This window comes from Streptomyces sp. JH14 (assembly GCF_029428675.1).
Classification (GTDB): Bacteria; Actinomycetota; Actinomycetes; order Streptomycetales; family Streptomycetaceae; genus Streptomyces.
The window spans coordinates 2,180,855-2,197,177 of record NZ_JAJNEL010000001.1 but is presented as its reverse complement, the minus strand read 5'-3'; the positions used below and the strand labels follow the sequence as shown (position 1 = coordinate 2,197,177).

General features: G+C 67.0%; 20 protein-coding genes and 3 tRNA genes. 14 read left to right on the top strand and 9 right to left on the bottom strand.

Annotated elements, in window-relative coordinates:
* Positions 1 to 101 precede the first annotated feature (101 nt).
* Positions 102 to 1,247: a PP2C family protein-serine/threonine phosphatase gene (locus LRD69_RS09965; RefSeq protein WP_277326200.1), complete on the top strand. Its 1,146-nt coding sequence runs from the start codon at positions 102 to 104 to the stop codon at positions 1,245 to 1,247.
* A gap of 42 nt (positions 1,248 to 1,289) precedes the next feature.
* The gene (locus LRD69_RS09960; RefSeq protein WP_277326199.1) at positions 1,290 to 1,796 is read left to right on the top strand and encodes an HD domain-containing protein; all 507 of its coding nucleotides are present in this window, start codon (positions 1,290 to 1,292) and stop codon (positions 1,794 to 1,796) included.
* Positions 1,797 to 1,821: 25 nt separating this feature from the next.
* On the opposite strand, the gene LRD69_RS09955 is transcribed toward LRD69_RS09960, so the two are convergent.
* Positions 1,822 to 2,976: an acyltransferase family protein gene (locus LRD69_RS09955; protein WP_277326198.1), complete on the bottom strand. Its 1,155-nt coding sequence runs from the start codon at positions 2,974 to 2,976 to the stop codon at positions 1,822 to 1,824.
* A 492-nt stretch (positions 2,977 to 3,468) separates the two neighbouring features.
* Here LRD69_RS09955 and LRD69_RS09950 point away from each other — a divergent pair, with 492 nt between their 5' ends.
* Complete coding sequence (locus tag LRD69_RS09950; RefSeq protein ID WP_277326197.1) at positions 3,469 to 3,663, top strand: hypothetical protein; 195 nt, start codon at positions 3,469 to 3,471, stop codon at positions 3,661 to 3,663.
* A gap of 101 nt (positions 3,664 to 3,764) precedes the next feature.
* On the opposite strand, the gene LRD69_RS09945 is transcribed toward LRD69_RS09950, so the two are convergent.
* The 4 genes from LRD69_RS09945 to LRD69_RS09930 form a co-directional block, all read right to left on the bottom strand.
* Positions 3,765 to 3,829, bottom strand: a tRNA-Gly gene (locus tag LRD69_RS09945).
* Between the two features lie 114 nt (positions 3,830 to 3,943).
* Positions 3,944 to 4,450 carry a DUF2750 domain-containing protein gene (locus LRD69_RS09940; RefSeq protein ID WP_277326196.1) on the bottom strand — a complete coding sequence of 169 codons (507 nt, stop codon included), beginning with the start codon at positions 4,448 to 4,450 and terminating at the stop codon, positions 3,944 to 3,946.
* Positions 4,451 to 4,702: 252 nt separating this feature from the next.
* On the bottom strand, positions 4,703 to 5,101 hold the full coding sequence (locus LRD69_RS09935; protein ID WP_277326195.1) for a hypothetical protein: 399 nt from the start codon (positions 5,099 to 5,101) through the stop codon (positions 4,703 to 4,705).
* Between the two features lie 335 nt (positions 5,102 to 5,436).
* Complete coding sequence (locus LRD69_RS09930; protein WP_277326194.1) at positions 5,437 to 5,928, bottom strand: hypothetical protein; 492 nt, start codon at positions 5,926 to 5,928, stop codon at positions 5,437 to 5,439.
* A 538-nt stretch (positions 5,929 to 6,466) separates the two neighbouring features.
* On the opposite strand from LRD69_RS09930, the gene LRD69_RS09925 reads away from it, so the two are divergent.
* Positions 6,467 to 6,760, top strand: coding sequence for a hypothetical protein (locus LRD69_RS09925; RefSeq protein WP_277326193.1), 294 nt, complete (start codon positions 6,467 to 6,469; stop codon positions 6,758 to 6,760).
* A 71-nt stretch (positions 6,761 to 6,831) separates the two neighbouring features.
* Here LRD69_RS09925 and LRD69_RS09920 read toward each other — a convergent pair whose 3' ends face one another.
* A complete protein-coding gene (locus LRD69_RS09920; protein ID WP_277326192.1) occupies positions 6,832 to 7,164 on the bottom strand; it encodes a hypothetical protein in 333 nt (110 codons plus the stop codon).
* Between the two features lie 95 nt (positions 7,165 to 7,259).
* Here LRD69_RS09920 and LRD69_RS09915 point away from each other — a divergent pair, with 95 nt between their 5' ends.
* Entirely contained in the window at positions 7,260 to 7,463 is a 204-nt protein-coding gene (locus LRD69_RS09915; RefSeq protein WP_277326191.1) for a hypothetical protein, read from the top strand.
* Positions 7,464 to 7,467: 4 nt separating this feature from the next.
* On the opposite strand, the gene LRD69_RS09910 is transcribed toward LRD69_RS09915, so the two are convergent.
* Together LRD69_RS09910 and LRD69_RS09905 are read right to left on the bottom strand one after the other, a co-directional pair.
* Entirely contained in the window at positions 7,468 to 8,706 is a 1,239-nt protein-coding gene (locus LRD69_RS09910) for a helix-turn-helix domain-containing protein (protein WP_277326190.1), read from the bottom strand.
* Positions 8,699 to 9,022: an antibiotic biosynthesis monooxygenase gene (locus LRD69_RS09905; RefSeq protein WP_277326189.1), complete on the bottom strand. Its 324-nt coding sequence runs from the start codon at positions 9,020 to 9,022 to the stop codon at positions 8,699 to 8,701. The genes LRD69_RS09910 and LRD69_RS09905 overlap by 8 nt, the downstream gene beginning before the upstream one ends.
* Before the next feature lie 194 nt (positions 9,023 to 9,216).
* On the opposite strand from LRD69_RS09905, the gene LRD69_RS09900 reads away from it, so the two are divergent.
* From LRD69_RS09900 to LRD69_RS09880, 5 genes are all read left to right on the top strand, one after another.
* Complete coding sequence (locus tag LRD69_RS09900; protein WP_277326188.1) at positions 9,217 to 9,468, top strand: hypothetical protein; 252 nt, start codon at positions 9,217 to 9,219, stop codon at positions 9,466 to 9,468.
* A gap of 95 nt (positions 9,469 to 9,563) precedes the next feature.
* Complete coding sequence (locus LRD69_RS09895; protein WP_277326187.1) at positions 9,564 to 9,875, top strand: XRE family transcriptional regulator; 312 nt, start codon at positions 9,564 to 9,566, stop codon at positions 9,873 to 9,875.
* A gap of 26 nt (positions 9,876 to 9,901) precedes the next feature.
* Positions 9,902 to 11,302 carry a replication initiator protein RepSA gene (gene repSA / locus LRD69_RS09890; RefSeq protein ID WP_277329682.1) on the top strand — a complete coding sequence of 467 codons (1,401 nt, stop codon included), beginning with the start codon at positions 9,902 to 9,904 and terminating at the stop codon, positions 11,300 to 11,302.
* A 2-nt stretch (positions 11,303 to 11,304) separates the two neighbouring features.
* On the top strand, positions 11,305 to 11,505 hold the full coding sequence (locus tag LRD69_RS09885; RefSeq protein ID WP_277326186.1) for an excisionase family DNA-binding protein: 201 nt from the start codon (positions 11,305 to 11,307) through the stop codon (positions 11,503 to 11,505).
* Entirely contained in the window at positions 11,505 to 12,644 is a 1,140-nt protein-coding gene (locus LRD69_RS09880) for a site-specific integrase (RefSeq protein WP_277326185.1), read from the top strand. Before LRD69_RS09885 ends, LRD69_RS09880 begins: the two co-directional genes overlap by 1 nt.
* Positions 12,645 to 12,714: 70 nt before the next feature.
* Here the strand turns inward: LRD69_RS09880 and LRD69_RS09875 are convergent.
* Positions 12,715 to 12,788: transfer RNA gene (locus tag LRD69_RS09875), tRNA-Gly, on the bottom strand.
* Between the two features lie 166 nt (positions 12,789 to 12,954).
* Between LRD69_RS09875 and LRD69_RS09870 the strand changes: the two genes are divergently transcribed.
* From LRD69_RS09870 to LRD69_RS09855, 4 genes are all read left to right on the top strand, one after another.
* Positions 12,955 to 13,031, top strand: a tRNA-Pro gene (locus tag LRD69_RS09870).
* Positions 13,032 to 13,181: 150 nt separating this feature from the next.
* Entirely contained in the window at positions 13,182 to 14,570 is a 1,389-nt protein-coding gene (gene tig, locus LRD69_RS09865; RefSeq protein ID WP_277326184.1) for a trigger factor, read from the top strand.
* Between the two features lie 264 nt (positions 14,571 to 14,834).
* A complete protein-coding gene (locus LRD69_RS09860) occupies positions 14,835 to 15,440 on the top strand; it encodes an ATP-dependent Clp protease proteolytic subunit (RefSeq protein ID WP_018551584.1) in 606 nt (201 codons plus the stop codon).
* A 47-nt stretch (positions 15,441 to 15,487) separates the two neighbouring features.
* Positions 15,488 to 16,171, top strand: a complete 684-nt coding sequence (locus LRD69_RS09855) for an ATP-dependent Clp protease proteolytic subunit (protein ID WP_277326183.1) — start codon at positions 15,488 to 15,490, stop codon at positions 16,169 to 16,171.
* Positions 16,172 to 16,323: the final 152 nt, after the last annotated feature.

The window sequence follows — 16,323 nt, the reverse complement described above, 5'->3', positions numbered from 1 at the left end:
CATGACTACCAGGGGTACGGCAGACAGGCGACCCGATTTCGAACGCATTGTCACAGGGGTCCCCCTGCACCGATGCCGCCCGGGTGGATAGGGTCCCCGCAATGGCCCGTCGCGCAGCAACAGACTCGTACCCGGCCCGATTGCAGAGATCGGTGCGTCGGGCACGCATCGCGCTGCGCAAATCAGGCGTCGACTACTTCCGCGGCGACGGCTCCGACTGGATCGCCCTGGCCGGTCTGCTGGTCACCATCCCGGCCATCACCTGCGGCACGCTGCTGAACGCGGTGTGGTGCTCACCGGCCGCGCTCGTCCTGCCGATCGTCGCAGGCGGTCTGCTGCTGCGGCCCGCCAGCCTGCTGGGGCTGTACGCGACCGCCGCCGCGGCCCTGATAGTGGAGTCGATCGCCCTCGGCCCGTACTCGGAGGGCCCGGCCCGGGTGACCCCGGGCACTGTCCTCGTCGTCGCGGCCTGCGGCTTCTTCGGCCTGGTCCTCGCCCAGTTCCGGGCCAGGGTCGGCGTACCGTGGCGGCGGGGCGGCACGATGCTCTTCGACCTGCGTGAACGCATCCGGGTGCAGAGCGCCCTGCCCCGGCTGCCGCAGGGCTGGCACCGTGAGATGGCGCTGCGCCCGGCGGGCGGTCAGTCGTTCTCCGGCGACTTCGTCGTCGCGGCCTGCACCAACGGCGGCCGCACGCTGGAGGTCGTCCTCACCGATGTCTCCGGCAAGGGCATGGACGCGGGCTCCCGCGCCCTGCTGCTGTCCGGCGCCTTCGGCGGCCTCCTCGGCTCGCTGCCCCCGCACGGCTTCCTGCCCGCGGCCAACGCCTATCTGCTGCGCCAGGACTGGGACGAGGGCTTCGCCACCTCCATCCATCTGGTGCTCGACCTCGAATCGGGCGACTACGAGCTGCTCTCCGCGGGTCACCCGCCGGCCCTGCAACTGCACGCGGGCAGCGGCCGGTGGGAGGAGAAGGCCGCGGAGGGCCCGCTGCTCGGGGTGTACGACGGGGCGCAATTCGACGCGGTGAAGGGCTCGCTGGCCGCCGGTGACGTGCTGATGCTGTTCACGGACGGCCTGGTGGAGGCGTCCGACCGGGACATCGCGGACGGCATGGACCGGCTGACCGGAGAGGCCGACCGCTATGTCACCCTCGGCTTCGAGGGCGCGGCCTGGCATCTGATCGAGGCCTGCGCGAAGGACGTCAACGACGACCGGGCGCTGCTGCTGCTGTCCCGCCGGCCCTGATCCGGGCGCCGGGCTCCGCCGGCGCTCCGTAGAGTCGCCCGCATGACCGCTTCGCGAACACCCCTGACCCTGGCCGAAGTCGAGACGATCGCCCGCACGGCGCACGCCGGCCGGACGGACAAGGCAGGCCGCCCCTACGCCGAACACCTCGCAGCCGTCGCGCACGGCGTGCGGGTCAGGGGCGGCACCGACGAACAGATCGCCGCGGCCTGGCTGCACGACGCGGTCGAGGACGATGCGCTGTCGGCCGCGTGGCTGGCGGCCGCCGCGCTGCCGCAGCAGGTCAAGGACATGGTCCTCGCCGTCACCAGACGGGACGGCGAGGACCTCTCCGCGTACACCCGGCGCATCCTCGCCACCCCGGGCGCCCTGCTGATCAAGCAGTCCGACCTTGCGCACAACGCCGACCCGGCCCGCCTCGCGGTGCTGGAACCGGCGACGCGTACCCGGCTGACCGCGAAATATGCGCAGGTACGGGCGCTGCTCGGGCTCACTGCCGGAGAACCGCCCGTCGAACAGCCGGATCCGGCCAACACCGCCGAGGACTGAGCCACCGGGACCCGCTCGGATCCGCTCAGATCCCGTTGGCGTTCCGCCGGAACGCCCAGTTCATGTCCGGCTCGGTCGCGAAACGCAGCAGCCGTCGCACCGGTGGTGTGCACAGGAGCGTCACCGCGGAGGCCGCGACCAGCGAGACCAGAACCAGCCCGCCGGGCTCGGAGAGCCACGCGTACCGGCTGTGCAGCCCGGCGAAACCGGCGCCCTTGATCAGGAATCCGTGCAGCAGATAGCCGCAGATCGTTCCGGCGCCCAGCACCGTGAACCACATGTGCCGACGCGGCACCCAGGCCAGGAACCCGACGGTGAGCAGCAGCGCGCAGCCGAACATCGCCAGCGTCATCACGGCACCCGACCACCACGGCGCGCCCAACTCCGGCGCGCTGCTGTTGCGGTAGAACCAGCCCAGCTGCATCCGCGGGGCCACCCAGTACGCGACCAGCGCGGCACCGGCGAACAGCGGCAGTGCCAGCAGTCGCACCTCGCGTCGACGCACCAGCTGGAAGTGCTCGGGCTTCAGTTGGAGTCCGAGCACGAAGAACGGCAGGAACTGCAGAACCCGCTGGAGATCGAGATCGTCGCCGATCGTGGGGGAGAACGACGCGAGTGCGGCGATGGCGAGCGCGACCGGCAGCGGATGACGCAGCGACTGCCAGAGGGGCGTGCTGATCCGCCAGATGAACAGGGCGGCCAGGAACCAGGTGAGGTACCAGGGGTCGATCAGGCTGATCGGATGGTCCGGTGAGTCGTCGGCGTACCGCTTGAAGAGCGAGTACGCCGTCTCGAACACCACATAGGGCACGGCGACACCGGTGACCAGGCGCTTCACCTTTCTGGCGCTCATGTCGAACGAGCGGGAGAAATAGCCGGAGACGATGATGAAGGCCGGCATGTGAAAGGTGTACGCAACCATGTAGAGCGCACGGGCGGCGCGGCTGTCGTCCAGGAGCAGCCCCCATGAGTGCGCCATGGCGACCAGCACGATCGCCAGGTATTTGACGTTGTCGAAGTAGGCGTCACGGCGCTTCGTCGGCGCAGCCGCCGAAGGCCGGTTCCCCGCTGTTGCGGGAGGCGTCGCGGTGAGGACCGCGTCTGCCCGGCGTCTGGGCTCCGACTCCCGGGTCGCTGGGGGGAGCGGGGCCCTCTGAAATACGTTCGGAGCGTGGAACATCTGATGCACCTTAGACGCCTCGATTGCAATTCGTAAAACCACCCTCTGGATATCGCGGATGCCCGCCCAAAGGAAAACGAAACTACCGAAAACCGCCCGCTATGACCCGATTGATCCTACTTAAATGGTGCATACCGGCAGGTGGCTGAAGGAGGTGAATTTCCTCGCGTCCGACACGGCAAAATTCGTGTGAATGATGTGTGTGGATGCGGGAACGTTCATAGTCACAGGCCATTTCATTTACGTGCGCCGGGCGCTTCCCGCGTTGTCGCGGACCCCCTGGGGGAGCCTGTGGAGCCGCCCCGACGGGCCGGTCGGCAGATCCGTCCGCACCCGCGCGCGAGGGGTGTGAGGATGGCGCGATCTGGGCAGTTCGATTCGTCACCTGGCAGCAACCACAGGGAAGTTGGTGGCACGATGGACGCAACGGAGGTGTGCCCGGCTGCATGCTTCCGGGCCGGCAAGGCGGACCGACCAAGGGTGTGATCAGTCGTGGCCATTTCACTGTCTGTGGTGCTTCTGTTGGCGATCATCCTGGTGGTCCTGATCCGGGGCGGCTCCATCAAGACCGGACCCGCGATCGTCGCGGTCCTCTTCGGCTTCTTCCTGGCGTCGACCGGCATGGCGCCGTCGATCAACAGGTTCATGGACTCGATAGCGGAGACCATCAACCAGATCAGCTTCTGATCGCTCCGCGGGACACGCGGTCGGAGAGCCGCGGTTCGAAAACACCCCGTACGCAAAAAGACCCGGTCCGACGAGACAACTCGCCGAACCGGGCCCATGCATGGAGCGGGCGACGGGAATCGAACCCGCGTAGCTAGTTTGGAAGACCACGTACGTGGACGCCCGCTGAGCTGTGAGGTCGCTGACCTGGTGGGTAGCGGCTACGCCGCCGTGGTTCCCCGTTGTTCCCCGCTCATCTCCAACCGATCGGGCACGGATGGGGCACGCACGGGTCGCTCGCCTAACCGGAGGCCGGTGCTGGCCCGGGGGAAGATTCGCCGAGCGCGTGGGTAAGGCGATTGATCACCTCGGGGACGGTGAAGCTCCATCCGACCAACCGCGGGCCCGACCAGTTGATCCCGACGAGCAACTGTTCGTCGGCCAGGTCAGGAAGGTCGACATTGCGCCAGTAATCCAACGTCAGAGACTCGACTCGAAGGTTTCCACCCCAGAGCTCAGCTGCTCGTTTCGCGCGCGCGGCTGTGGACCAGAACGGAGCTGATCGCCGTCCGCTGGAGTCCATCGGGGCAGGGCTGCCGGCATCATCGCGTACGAACCAAACCGTCCGCTCGCGCGCGACGTCTCGGAAGAATGCAGCTGCTTGGGCACCGCTCTGGCTCACGGCTCCAGAGAGTAGCAAGCGCACGAGAGGGCGCGTGATCAGTACTTCTGGGTCTTGATACCGAATCTCGCGGCCTGGGTTTTCGCTGGTCCCTGCGGGATGCCGCTGCCGCCGAGTGGTCGTCATTGGTCATTCGCGGCCACTGTTGAGCGCCCTCGGACGGCCCAGAGACGGCCCCCGTCCGGGGCGCGAGCACCGCTTTAGGGGCGTGGTGGGGCGAGTTGGGGTCTGACCCGCGGGATGCCGACTTCGACGTCTGCTGGCTGTGACCTCCGTCAGCAGCCGCTGTTGACCGTGAGTCCCCGTCCGTTCTGGCGCGGTTGTGGCACGGGGAACTTCAAGGGGTCACCCGTACCTGAGGCTTCGTTCAACGTGCGGTCAGACCACCAGCGCCGAGTGCAGCGCATAGAACATCTCACGAAGTTCCCACGTGGCGATTGGATCGATCTCCATCTGCAAGTGACACACGTCGTCGTCGCCGTTCGGGGTCAGGCGCACGAAGAAGGCGAAACCGTCCCCGGCGGGCTCCGCGTTCAACGTCAGCGGATTGTTGCGGCCGGGAGTCACCGCCGCCGAAAAGCGCCCACCCGACGGCGCGCGCAGGTGAGAGAGCATCCGCGCTGCGAAGTCCGCAGCCTCCGCAGCGCTGAGATCCGCGGTGAAGTCAGCTGTCAGGCAGGAGGACCAATCTGCGGTGACCTGCCAGCTGTCCTCACCGGTCCGAGTCAGTTCCAGCCACACGTTATTGCTGCCGAGATGTATCCGCGGCTGCTCCATCGTCGCCCTCCGGCATCCGTGCCTGAGCTCAAGATCCTATGGGGTCGATCTCCGCCATCGGAAGCCGTCGCAGCTCATCCACCCTCCCAGCAACCCGGCGAACCTTCATGGTCAGAGCACTAGGGACACCCTTACGGGCCGGTCCGCAGGATTTGAACCTGTGGCCTCATCCTTATCAGGTCGATCGAGGCGCCCTCTCGACCATGATGAGCGCCCGCTGAGCCCTGGTCCGGCTGCCGCTGAGGTTCGGCGTTGATCGGCGCCGTACGCCCTTGTTGGTGTCGGCCGCTGGTGTCAGACGACTCAGGCGCCCTTGACATGACGGGCAGTTTGGGTCATCCCCGGGACACCAGCTCGATGGCCAGTGGGGCCGCTGAGTCCAGGTCGATCGTGTCTCCGTCTTCCTCGGACAGGGCCTCGTCGGGGTAGTCGGCAGGCACTACGACCAGCATCGTGTGTGGGCGGGGAAGCCAGCCCACATCCTGTGGAGGGTCGTAGCGGCCGATATCAATGATCCGCACCAGCGTCTCAGGTATGCCGACGAGGCAGCGGTCACCAACTTGCAGGTTCCACGGCTCAGGGGTGGTCTTGAACAGACTCATGGTCCACTCCGAGGAGTCGGCCGACACCGGGAAGGCTCTCTGGCCATTCCACCTGACCTGAGACTGCGGGTCGATCTCGGCCCATGGCCACTCGACCGAGACATCGAAACGGGACACGTCGGCCACTTGCCCCTGCGCCTGCGGGCAGCTCACACGCAGGACGTCGCCGACCCGGAAGTCTTGATGCGGTGCGTTGCTGCCCATGTTGCCCCTGTCGTCGTCCACTCCGAGAGCTGCACGGTACCGACAGCCTCACCCACCACTCGCCCCAGCTCCCATCCCGTCCGCCGTCGACCCACACATCGTGGAGCGGGCGTGGTTCATGGCGTCCAGGTGGAGCGCGCCACTGTACGAACGACCTGGACGCCATGGGCCGCGTCTGCTCGGCTCTGCCTGGGTCGACGGTGGACGGGATGGGAGCCCCCACGCTCGCCACGATGTTCCCGCGGTCGGGAACGGCGCCTCCTCCCACCCGGTGCCGGCCGATCCCCCGCCGGAGGCATCGTCCTTGACCGTGGCCGGGGTTGGACGGGTGATCGCCGAATGGCCTTGGCCCTATCCACGTGTGGGCGGGCGTCGGCGCAGCCGGGGCAGCGCGGGCCGAAGGCATGAGCGCAGCCCCGAGCGGAGCCGGGAAGCCCGCCCGGCGGAGCGGAGCGCAGCCGGGGGCTTGATGAGGTAGAGAAACCTGTAACAGGCCCTGCGGACTAGCGGGTCAAGGTTAGGGTCTGTCCGGCGGATCATGAGGTCATAGGGTCTGACCGTGATTAATCTCCAGGTCCGAAGTGGGAACGGCAGCATCGAGGCCCGCGCAAAGCACGGTGTGGTCTGGGGCCCTGAGCTGGCTGGTCTCGATCAGTCGGCGTTTCCGATGCTGGGACACCTGTTGCCATACGCGGACACCGTTTTCAACCACCAGCAGGTGGCCACCCTGTTGGAGGAGGTACCGCGGCTGCCTGCAGGCGTGCTGACTGATCAGTTCACGCGCGAGTTGATCGAGCTGGGTCAGACAGTGCTCGACGGACAGCACCTGTACCTGTGGTTCCTCGGCGACTGAGACTGCAGGCTGGTTCAGCCCCGGAGCCATAGCCGGAGGGCCGCGGTGGTGACGGTGCCGTGGAAGACGTACTAGTCGCCCATGAACCACAAATAGCTACCTGCCGTTGCCGCACACGCTTCAAGAAGCTCAGCGAGGTCGAGGAGAGCTGCCCTCTGCTGCTCGTCGTCGCACCCCTTCGCCAGGACAGCGACCTCCTGACGGGCAACTTGAGCTTCTTGCTCGTTGAACAGCGTGTCGCCATACGGATCTACCCAGCCGAGCTTGCCTGAGCCATGCCGGTCAAGCCTGCTCAGCACCCGCGCCAACGCTTCACCGTGCTGGTAAGACCCCCGCAGCAACGTGGCTCGGGACGACCCTTTCCGTGTGGGCCGCCCCGAGTGAAGTTCAAGTTCGATCCCCATGACCCCTCCGTCAGCCTCGGACAACGCAGCTTCGCAGAGATCAATTGTCAGACACGCCCTAGGCAGGAGGGCGACTGGACCGTGACAATTCGCAGGTGACTGATCGAATCGGCTTGGCGATATCGGCGTTGGGCGTTCTGGCCTGCCTCATGCTCGTCACCGCTGCGGTGCAGGCGTATCTGACCGGAGACGAGTCGGGGTGGTTCGTCGCGTTTGCAGGGCTGCTGCAGGTCACCACCGTCTGGCAACTCGTACGTGACGTCCAGCGACGCCGCAGGAGGCGAAGCGAGGCCTGCTGACTTCTCAGCTGATGGCCATGCGTTCGGCAAGCTCCGCCAACGGCTTGGGGGTCCGGTTCCCTGAAAGCTGGACCAGATCACGGACCACGGCACGTGCGGAGTGATGGCTGTGAACCTGTTCAGGTGCCAGCCTCTCGGCTTCCAGGAGTGCGGCTACAGCCTCGCCGACGTGTCGCCGCTGCGCGTGAGCCCGCGCCACATCAAGCAGGAAACGCGACTGTCGCTCCGAGGACAACCCACTCGCGTCGACCCCTGCGGCAACGTCCAAGGCAAGCCCGGCATCGCCAAGATCCACGGCTGTCGCGACTGCGTGAAGCTCGACATTCGTCGGCCCGAACTCGGTGTCGAAGTCGTTGCGATCTTCGCCAAGGCGGGCCGCGATCTCCCGGGCCCGGCTGATGTGCTGGTGAGTCTCGGCGCGGCGCCCCTCCCTCGCGTTGATCACGGCGAGCACCAAGTTCATGGCGCCCAGGAGAGACAACTCCTCTGGCGGGCAGCTCGGGGACTCGGCGCGCGGAGCCAAAACCGAGACCGCAGATGACGCAGCGCGCTCGGCCTGCTCGGTTCGCTGCTGTCGGATGAAGGCATGAGCCATCCGAAAGAGGCTGGCCACGACTTCCAACGGTTTGCCCGCCAGCTCGGCAGCCTGAAGGGCACGGTCCGCCGCGATCCATGCGGCATCAGCCTCGTCCTGCCGCACGAAGGCGGCCGCCGCCACCTGGTAGGCGCGCGCCCTGAGCTCGTGGAGCTCTAGACGGTCGCTGGCCGGTGCGTGACGAACGGTTGCCTCGATGCTCGGAAGCAGTGAGGACAGTCGCTCGCTGAGAGCCGCGTGCTTGGACGCGTGCGCGAGATCCCAGACCTCTTCAATCTGCACCCGCAGTTCGTCTACGGATGCCGTTGCCCCATCACTGGGCTCATCGAAAAGGCTGCCGAGAGCGGGGTGTCCTGTTAGCGCGACGCGCAGGGCGTCCAGGTCGTTGCTCACCGGCTGCTGCGCTTCCGGCGCCTCTTCGGCCGGCGTTCCCGCGTCCGGACGCACGTCCCGCACCGACACTCCGAGCGCATCCGCCAGGGTCTGGAGAACGGACAGCCGCTCGACCGGTTGCACGCCCCGCTCGACCTGGGAGACCCAGCTCTCCGAGCGCTCCATGGCGACAGCCAAGTCACTCTGGGACATGCCAGCGGCGCGGCGAAGCTCCTTGATCCGTGCTCCTGTCGCGCGGGGGTCTGACTCAGGCACTGGTGACCTCGGTGGGGTGCTTCCCGGCGTAGGGAGCCATGCGATCGACGTCGATCTTCGCGACGTACTTGTCTCGCTCGGAGAGGAAACGGCGGGTGTGCTCTTGGCGCTCGTGTTCCTCAAACGCTGCATGATCCACGTACAGCTCGTAGAAGGTCCGCTGGTTGGGCTCGCCCTCGACCGTGTGGCAGGCGTAGACGAGCGTGCCGGGCTCCTTGGCCTTGATCTCTGCGGTCGTCTCGAGAACGAGTGCGTCGAAGTCTTCGGCGGCACCGTCCTTGAGCGTGAAGCGGACAAAGAGTCCGAAGTTACTCATCGTTCCTCCTCCGAGTCGCATCACAGCATCGCAGAGTCAAAGATTTACTGCTAGTCGCAGAGAATCTGTTGACTCGCAGTTTTACTGCGACTAGCTTCGGATTACTGCTCCACTACACAAGAGCGCCCCGGGCGGTGTGCTCTCTGCCAGGATCACGACACCGCCCGGGGCTTCCCTCTAGGGGAGGTCTCATCATGCCCGTGACACTCGTCGTCTTGCACCCAGCGCCGTTAACCGCTCCGCTGTCCGGCACCGAGGATGCTCAGGTCGTCCCGTCGCCGTGCCAGGCGTGCGGTGTTGCCGGTGGTGCGGACTGGATCAAGGTGGACGGCATCGGGGTCCTGGTCCACAACGCCCGTGGCCGGGAGCGCTGCCCGGTGGCCGCGCCGTTCGACTGGGAAACCGGTAAGTCGCTTCCCGTGCCGGTCGGGGCGGTGGCTGCATGACTGCCTCGGTTCTTCCCCTCGTCGCTGGTTCGGTTCCGGTTCAGCCGTCCGGGCGTCCGAGTCAGCCGCCTGTGCTGCGGGCTCCGGATACGCCGTTGGGCCGTGCCCGGCTGGCTCGGGGCTGGTTGCAGGTCAAGGTGGTGCGGGCGCTGATGCTCCTGGCCGATCACTGGGGCTGGGACATCGCGGCCGAGAACTCGCTCAAGGTCTTCGTCTCCCGCTGGGAGAACGACACCCACCGCCCCGGACAGACGTATCAGGTCCTCCTCTGCGCGATCTTCCGTGCCACCCCGGCCGAGCTGGGCTTCACCCGCCCCGCCGCCGCGTCCACGCTCAATGAGCGGCTGATCGCTCTGGAATCGGTGATCGAGAACCTCACCGAGCGACTCGGGCAGGTGGCTGCGTGACCCTGCCCGCGCTGTCCTCGGCGGCCGTGGCCGACACCGCGGCTGCCGTGGGCGTTGATCCCCTGACCTTGGTCGACATGCTGCGCGTCGCCAACTCCCCGCGCTTCGAACGCTGGAAAGAACAGGTGCGCCGCACCGGCGGCTGCGCCCAGCCCATCCATCTGAGTGGCCACTGTCAGACCGTGGACACGCGTACGGGTGAGTTCTTCGAGTACTCGACCAGCAGCGAACCGGGCGGGCGGCTGCGGATCGCCTGCGGTAACCGCCGTGCCTCGCGCTGCCCGTCGTGCGCCTGGACCTACGCGGGGGACACCTACCACTTGATCATGGCCGGGCTGTTCGGCGGCAAGGGCATCCCCGACACCGTGGCCGAACGCCCCCGCGTCTTCGCCACCCTGACCGCCCCGTCCTTCGGCCCGGTCCACAACCGGCCCGACTCCGGCCGCTGCCGCTGCGGCGCCGCCCACCGCGAGGACGATCCCGCCCTCGGTACCGCCATCCATCTGGAGCGTTACGAGTACGCCGGGGCGGTGCTGTGGAACAACCACGCGGGAGCTCTGTGGCAGCGCTTCACCATCTACCTGCGCCGTGAGGTCGCCGCGCGCGCCGGACTGACGCAGGCGGCCTGCAAGGAACAGGCGCGGGTCTCGTTCGGGAAGGTCGCCGAGTTCCAAAAGCGCGGCGCGGTCCACTTTCACGCGGTCATCCGCATCGACGGACCGGACGGGCCCGACACCCCGGCCCCGGCCTGGGCCACCGTCGAACTCCTCGACGACGCGATCCGGGCAGCCGCAGCACGCGCCACGGTTCCTGTCCCTTCTGCCGGCCGATTCCCCGCCCGGACTTTGCGCTGGGGCACACAGATCGACGTGCAGCCCATCGGCGCCCTTGAAGGCCAGACCGACGTCAGTGAACAGGCCGTGGGCGCCTACGTCGCCAAATACGCCACCAAGGCAGCAGAGACCACCGGCACCCTCGACCGCCGCATCGGCGAACTCCGCGAACTCGACCTCCACCCCCACCTGCCCGACCACACCCGGCGCCTCATCGAAGCCTGCTGGGACCTGGACACCGCCTACCCGGAACGACTGCTCGCTCACTGGTCCCACATGCTCGGCTTCCGCGGCCACTTCTCCACCAAGACGCCCCGCTACTCGACCACCCTCGGAGCCCTGCGCGGCGCACGGGCCGACTGGCGGGCCCAGCAAGAACGCCGGGAACGCGGCCTCGAGCCCCTCGACCAGGACGACGACCAGACAGAGGACACCACGCTGGTGATCGCGCACTGGGAGTACGCCGGACAGGGCCACACCCCCGGCGAATCCTGGCTCGCCCAATCCATCGCCAACGAGATCAGGCAAAACCGCGAACTTGCGCGAGAGAACCGCATCGAACTGGAAGCGTCCGACAGCGAGGGGGAGTGGTGACCATGGAACGGCTGCTCACTGTTGACCAGGTCGCCGAACTCCTCGGCACCACCGTCCGGTTCCCCCGGCGGCTCATCGAGGAGCATCGGATCGAGTACGTCAAGGTAGGTAGACACGTCCGCATCTCCGAACGCGCAGTCTCTGCCTTCATCGAGGCCAACACCGTTGTGCCTTCCGCGCGTCGGCTGAGGAGTGTGGCCTGATGGCGGCCAAGAAGCGGTCGTTCGGCCGTGTTCGCAAGCTGCCTTCAGGGCGCTACCAGGCTCGCTATCCGGGACTGGATGGCATTGACCGCCCAGCACCACACACCTTCCGCACGAAGCGTGAAGCGGATGTCTGGCTGGCGGAACGGCAAGCTGAGTTGCGTGCGGGGGATTGGACTGACCCGGATGCCGCTCGGGTCGCCTTCGGCTCGTACGCCTCGACCTGGATCACGGAGCGGGGCATCAGTGCGTCTACCGCCGACCTGTATCGGTCGCTGCTCCGCAACCACCTCGCGCCGACTTTCGAGTGCGTCGCCCTCGGAGACATCACTCCCGCCATGGTCCGAGCCTGGCGTGTCGCTCGACTGGACGCGGGCGCCGGCGCTTCCTCAGTGGCCAAGTCGTACGCGCTCTTGCGGGCCGTGCTCATGACTGCCGTGGAAGACCGACTCATCCGACGCAATCCCTGCCGCGTCAAGAGGGCGAGCGTCGCCCCCACCCCTGAGCGGCCCACAGCGACCGTTCAGGAGGTCTATGACCTCGCGGGGGCGATCCAGCCTCGCTACCGCGCCCTCGTCCTCCTGGCGGCCTTCACGGGGCTTCGCTGGGGTGAGCTGATTGGATTGTCCCGCCGTGACATGGACCTCGACGCGGGAACCCTGCGGGTCCGGCGGAACGTGGCTGAACTCCACAGTGGCCAAAGGCTGGTGAAGGAACCCAAGAGCGCTGCCGGAAAGCGGACTGTGGCGATCCCGGCTGTGATCGCTAAGGATCTCGCTACGCATCTCACGGTCTACGCCGAGTCGGGCCCGGACGGTCGAGTCTTCATCGGAGCCAAGAAGGCGACCCCTCGCCGGAACCACTTCAACAAGGTGTGGCGCAAGGCGTGTGACCAGGCTGGGATCAAGGGTCTGCACTTTCATGATCTCCGCCACACGGGAAACACCCTCGCCGCAGCGACCGGTGCAAGCACCCGTGAGTTGATGACCAGGATGGGCCACAGCACCGCCCGTGCCGCGTTGATCTACCAGCACGCCACGGCCGAGCGGGAACGGCTGATCGGTCAGGCAGTGAGTGCGGTCGTCGAGCAGGCTCGAAAGGAAGATCCCAAGCCGAACGGGCACGCAGCGGGCACATAGGTGGGAACGAAGATCGGAAACGCATCAGGGCCAGGCTGGAGGGTGAACCTCTGACCTGGCCCTGAGCCGTTGGAGCGGGCGACGGGAATCGAACCCGCGTAGCTAGTTTGGAAGACTAGGGCTCTACCATTGAGCTACGCCCGCAAGCACCGCACCGCAGGTCACGAATGGCCGCGGCACGAGGAGCATCGTAGCGGGTCACGGGCGGTGCCCGCACACCTGATTGCAGCACCGCGTGCCGCATTCGGCGCCGCCCGTGCAAAGCGGCCTGTGCACCGCCTGTCTGCATGTACCCTACGTGTCGCACCGACGGGGTGTGGCGCAGCTTGGTAGCGCGTCCGCTTTGGGAGCGGAAGGTCGTCGGTTCGAATCCGGCCACCCCGACCACCGGCAAGATCGCATTGTGGGAGTCATCCACCTTGCCGTTACTATGCAAAATGCGTGCCCGTGTGTCTGATGTACCGGGCTCGATCCGCGGAGCCGCTGTCCGGTGGCCGAGCAGAACCCCAAGAAGTCAGCCACCAAGGAGACCGAACCGTGAAGAGCGCCGTGGAGACCCTGAACCCGACTCGGGTTCGGCTCAGCATCGAGGTGCCCTTCGAGGAGCTCAAGGACAGCCTCGACGCGGCGTACAAGAAGATCAACCAGCAGGTCACGGTGAAGGGCTTCCGCAAGGGCAAGATCCCCAACCGCGTCATCGACCAGCGGTTCGGCCGTGGTGCTGTGCTGGAGGAGGCCGTCAACGACGCCCTCCCGAAGTTCTACACCGAGGCTGTCAACGAGGGTGAGCTCAACGTCCTGGGCCAGCCCGAGGTCGACATCACCGAGCTGAAGGACGGCGAGCTGCTGGCCTTCACCGCCGAGGTCGACGTGCGGCCCACGATCGAGATCCCGGACTACTCCGGCATCGAGGTCACCGTGGACGCCCTCGAGGTCACCGAGGAGGAGGTCGAGAAGGCCGTGGAGCAGCTCCGTGGCCGCTTCGCCTCCACCAACCCGGTCGAGCGCGCCGCCGCAGAGGGCGACGTCGTCACGATCGACCTGCAGGCCAAGGTCGACGGCGAGGTCCTGGAGGACGGCGTGGCCGAGGGTGTCTCGTACACCATCGGTTCCGGCGAGCTCCTCGACGGCATCGACGCGGCCGTCACCGGCCTGGAGGCGGGTGGCGAGGCCACCTTCACCTCCGAGCTGAAGGGTGGCTCGGCCGAGGGCAAGGAGGCCGAGGTCACCGTCAAGGTCACCGCCGTCGCCGCCCGTGAGCTTCCCGAGCTGGACGACGAGTTCGCGCAGATGGCGAGCGAGTTCGACACCCTCGACGAGCTGAAGGCCGACAGCCGCAAGCGCCTCGAGAACACCAAGCAGTACGACCAGGCCACCCAGGCCCAGGAGCGCGTCCTCGACGAGCTGCTGAAGCTGGCCGAGGTCCCGATCCCCGAGAAGCTGCTCGCGGACGAGGTCCAGACCCGCAAGCACAACCTCGAGCACCACCAGCTCGGTCAGATGGGTCTGACCCTCGAGAAGTACCTGGAGATCCAGGGCAAGACGCTCGAGGAGTTCGAGGCCGAGACCTCCGAGCAGGCGATCAAGGGCATCAAGACCCAGTTCATCCTTGACGAGCTCGTCAACAAGGAGAAGCTGAACGTCAACCAGGAGGAGCTCACCGAGCACCTCATGCGTCGCGCCGCTTCCTCCGGCATGAGCCCCGACCAGTTCGCCCAGGCCGTCGTCGAGGGCGGCCAGGTGCCGATGCTCGTCGGCGAGGTCGCCCGCGGCAAGGCGCTGGCCGTGGTCGTCGAGGCCGCCAAGGTCGTCGACACCAACGGTGAGGTCGTCGAGCTCGAGGACGAAGAGGAAGAGGCCATCGAGACGGTCGAGGCCGCCGAGGGCCACACCGAGGCCCCCGCCGAGGAGAAGACCGAGGCCTGAGCCTCGCGCTGAACCCGAACGACGGGCTCCGGACGCCAAGCGTCCGGAGCCCGTCGTCGTATCGGCACCCGACCGCCACAACCCTTGTGCGCACTGCTCAGCTTGCGCTCCCAGCGAACAGTTGCGGAAGCGGGATGGCGTTGTCCCACCTGCGCGTTAGGGTCCATGAATAGGAAGGGTGGGGGAGTCCCCGCCCGCCCGGTACGAAGACGCTGAGACGGCCGGAGCCGTCAGAGACGAGCAGGTGGATACGTGACGAATCTGATGCCTTACGCCGCCGGAGAGCCGTCCCTCGGTGGTGGCCTCGGCGACCAGGTCTACAGCCGACTGCTCGGCGAGCGCATCATCTTCCTCGGTCAGCAGGTCGACGATGACATCGCCAACAAGATCACGGCGCAGCTGCTTCTCCTTGCCGCCGAGCCGGACAAGGACATCTACCTCTACATCAACAGCCCCGGTGGCTCGGTGACGGCCGGCATGGCGGTCTACGACACCATGCAGTACATCCCGAACGACGTGGTCACCATCGGTATGGGCATGGCGGCCTCGATGGGCCAGTTCCTGCTGACCGGCGGTACCGCGGGCAAGCGCTTCGCGCTCCCGAACACCGACATCCTCATGCACCAGGGTTCGGCCGGCATCGGCGGTACGGCATCCGACATCAAGATCCAGGCCCAGTACCTGCTGCGCACGAAGCAGCGGATGGCGGAGATCACCGCCCGCCACTCCGGCCAGACCGTGGAGACGATCATTCGCGACGGTGACCGCGACCGTTGGTACACCGCGGAGGAGGCCAAGGACTACGGCCTCATCGACGAGATCATCACGATCGCCTCGGGCGTTCCGGGCGGCGGCGGCACCGGGGCCTGAGCCCTGCCCGCCCAGCCCGCAGCCCCAGCCCCCAGAACGCCACCAGGATGGTGAACACCCACATGAACAACTTCCCCGGCGCCTCCGCGAGCGGTCTCTACACCGGCCCGCAGGTGGACAACCGTTACATCGTGCCGCGCTTCGTGGAGCGCACCTCGCAGGGTGTGCGTGAGTACGACCCGTACGCGAAGCTCTTCGAGGAGCGCGTGATCTTCCTCGGGGTGCAGATCGACGACGCCTCCGCCAACGACGTCATGGCGCAGCTGCTGTGCCTGGAGTCGATGGACCCGGACCGCGACATCTCGATCTACATCAACAGCCCCGGTGGCTCGTTCACCGCGCTCACCGCGATCTACGACACGATGCAGTTCGTGAAGCCGGACATCCAGACGGTCTGCATGGGCCAGGCGGCCTCCGCCGCTGCCGTCCTGCTCGCCGCCGGTACGCCGGGCAAGCGCATGGCACTGCCGAACGCCCGTGTGCTGATCCACCAGCCGTCCTCGCAGACCGGCCGTGAGCAGCTCTCCGACCTGGAGATCGCGGCCAACGAGATCCTGCGGATGCGCACCCAGCTGGAGGAGATGCTGGCCAAGCACTCCACCACACCGCTGGAGAAGATCCGCGACGACATCGAGCGCGACAAGATCCTGACCGCCGAGGACGCCCTCGCCTACGGTCTCGTCGACCAGATCGTCTCCACCCGCAAGAGCGCGGCCGGAGCGGCCGCCTGACGTCGGTCTTTACCCTTGGGCACGGTCGGTTCACACGGTCGCGGCCGTGTGAACCGTGCCAAGGGGGGCCCGAACGGGGGGCCAGGCAAGGTACCGTCGGATAGAGGCACCAGGAGCCGCTGCACCAAGCTGCTCCCAGGCGAAGGGGAAGC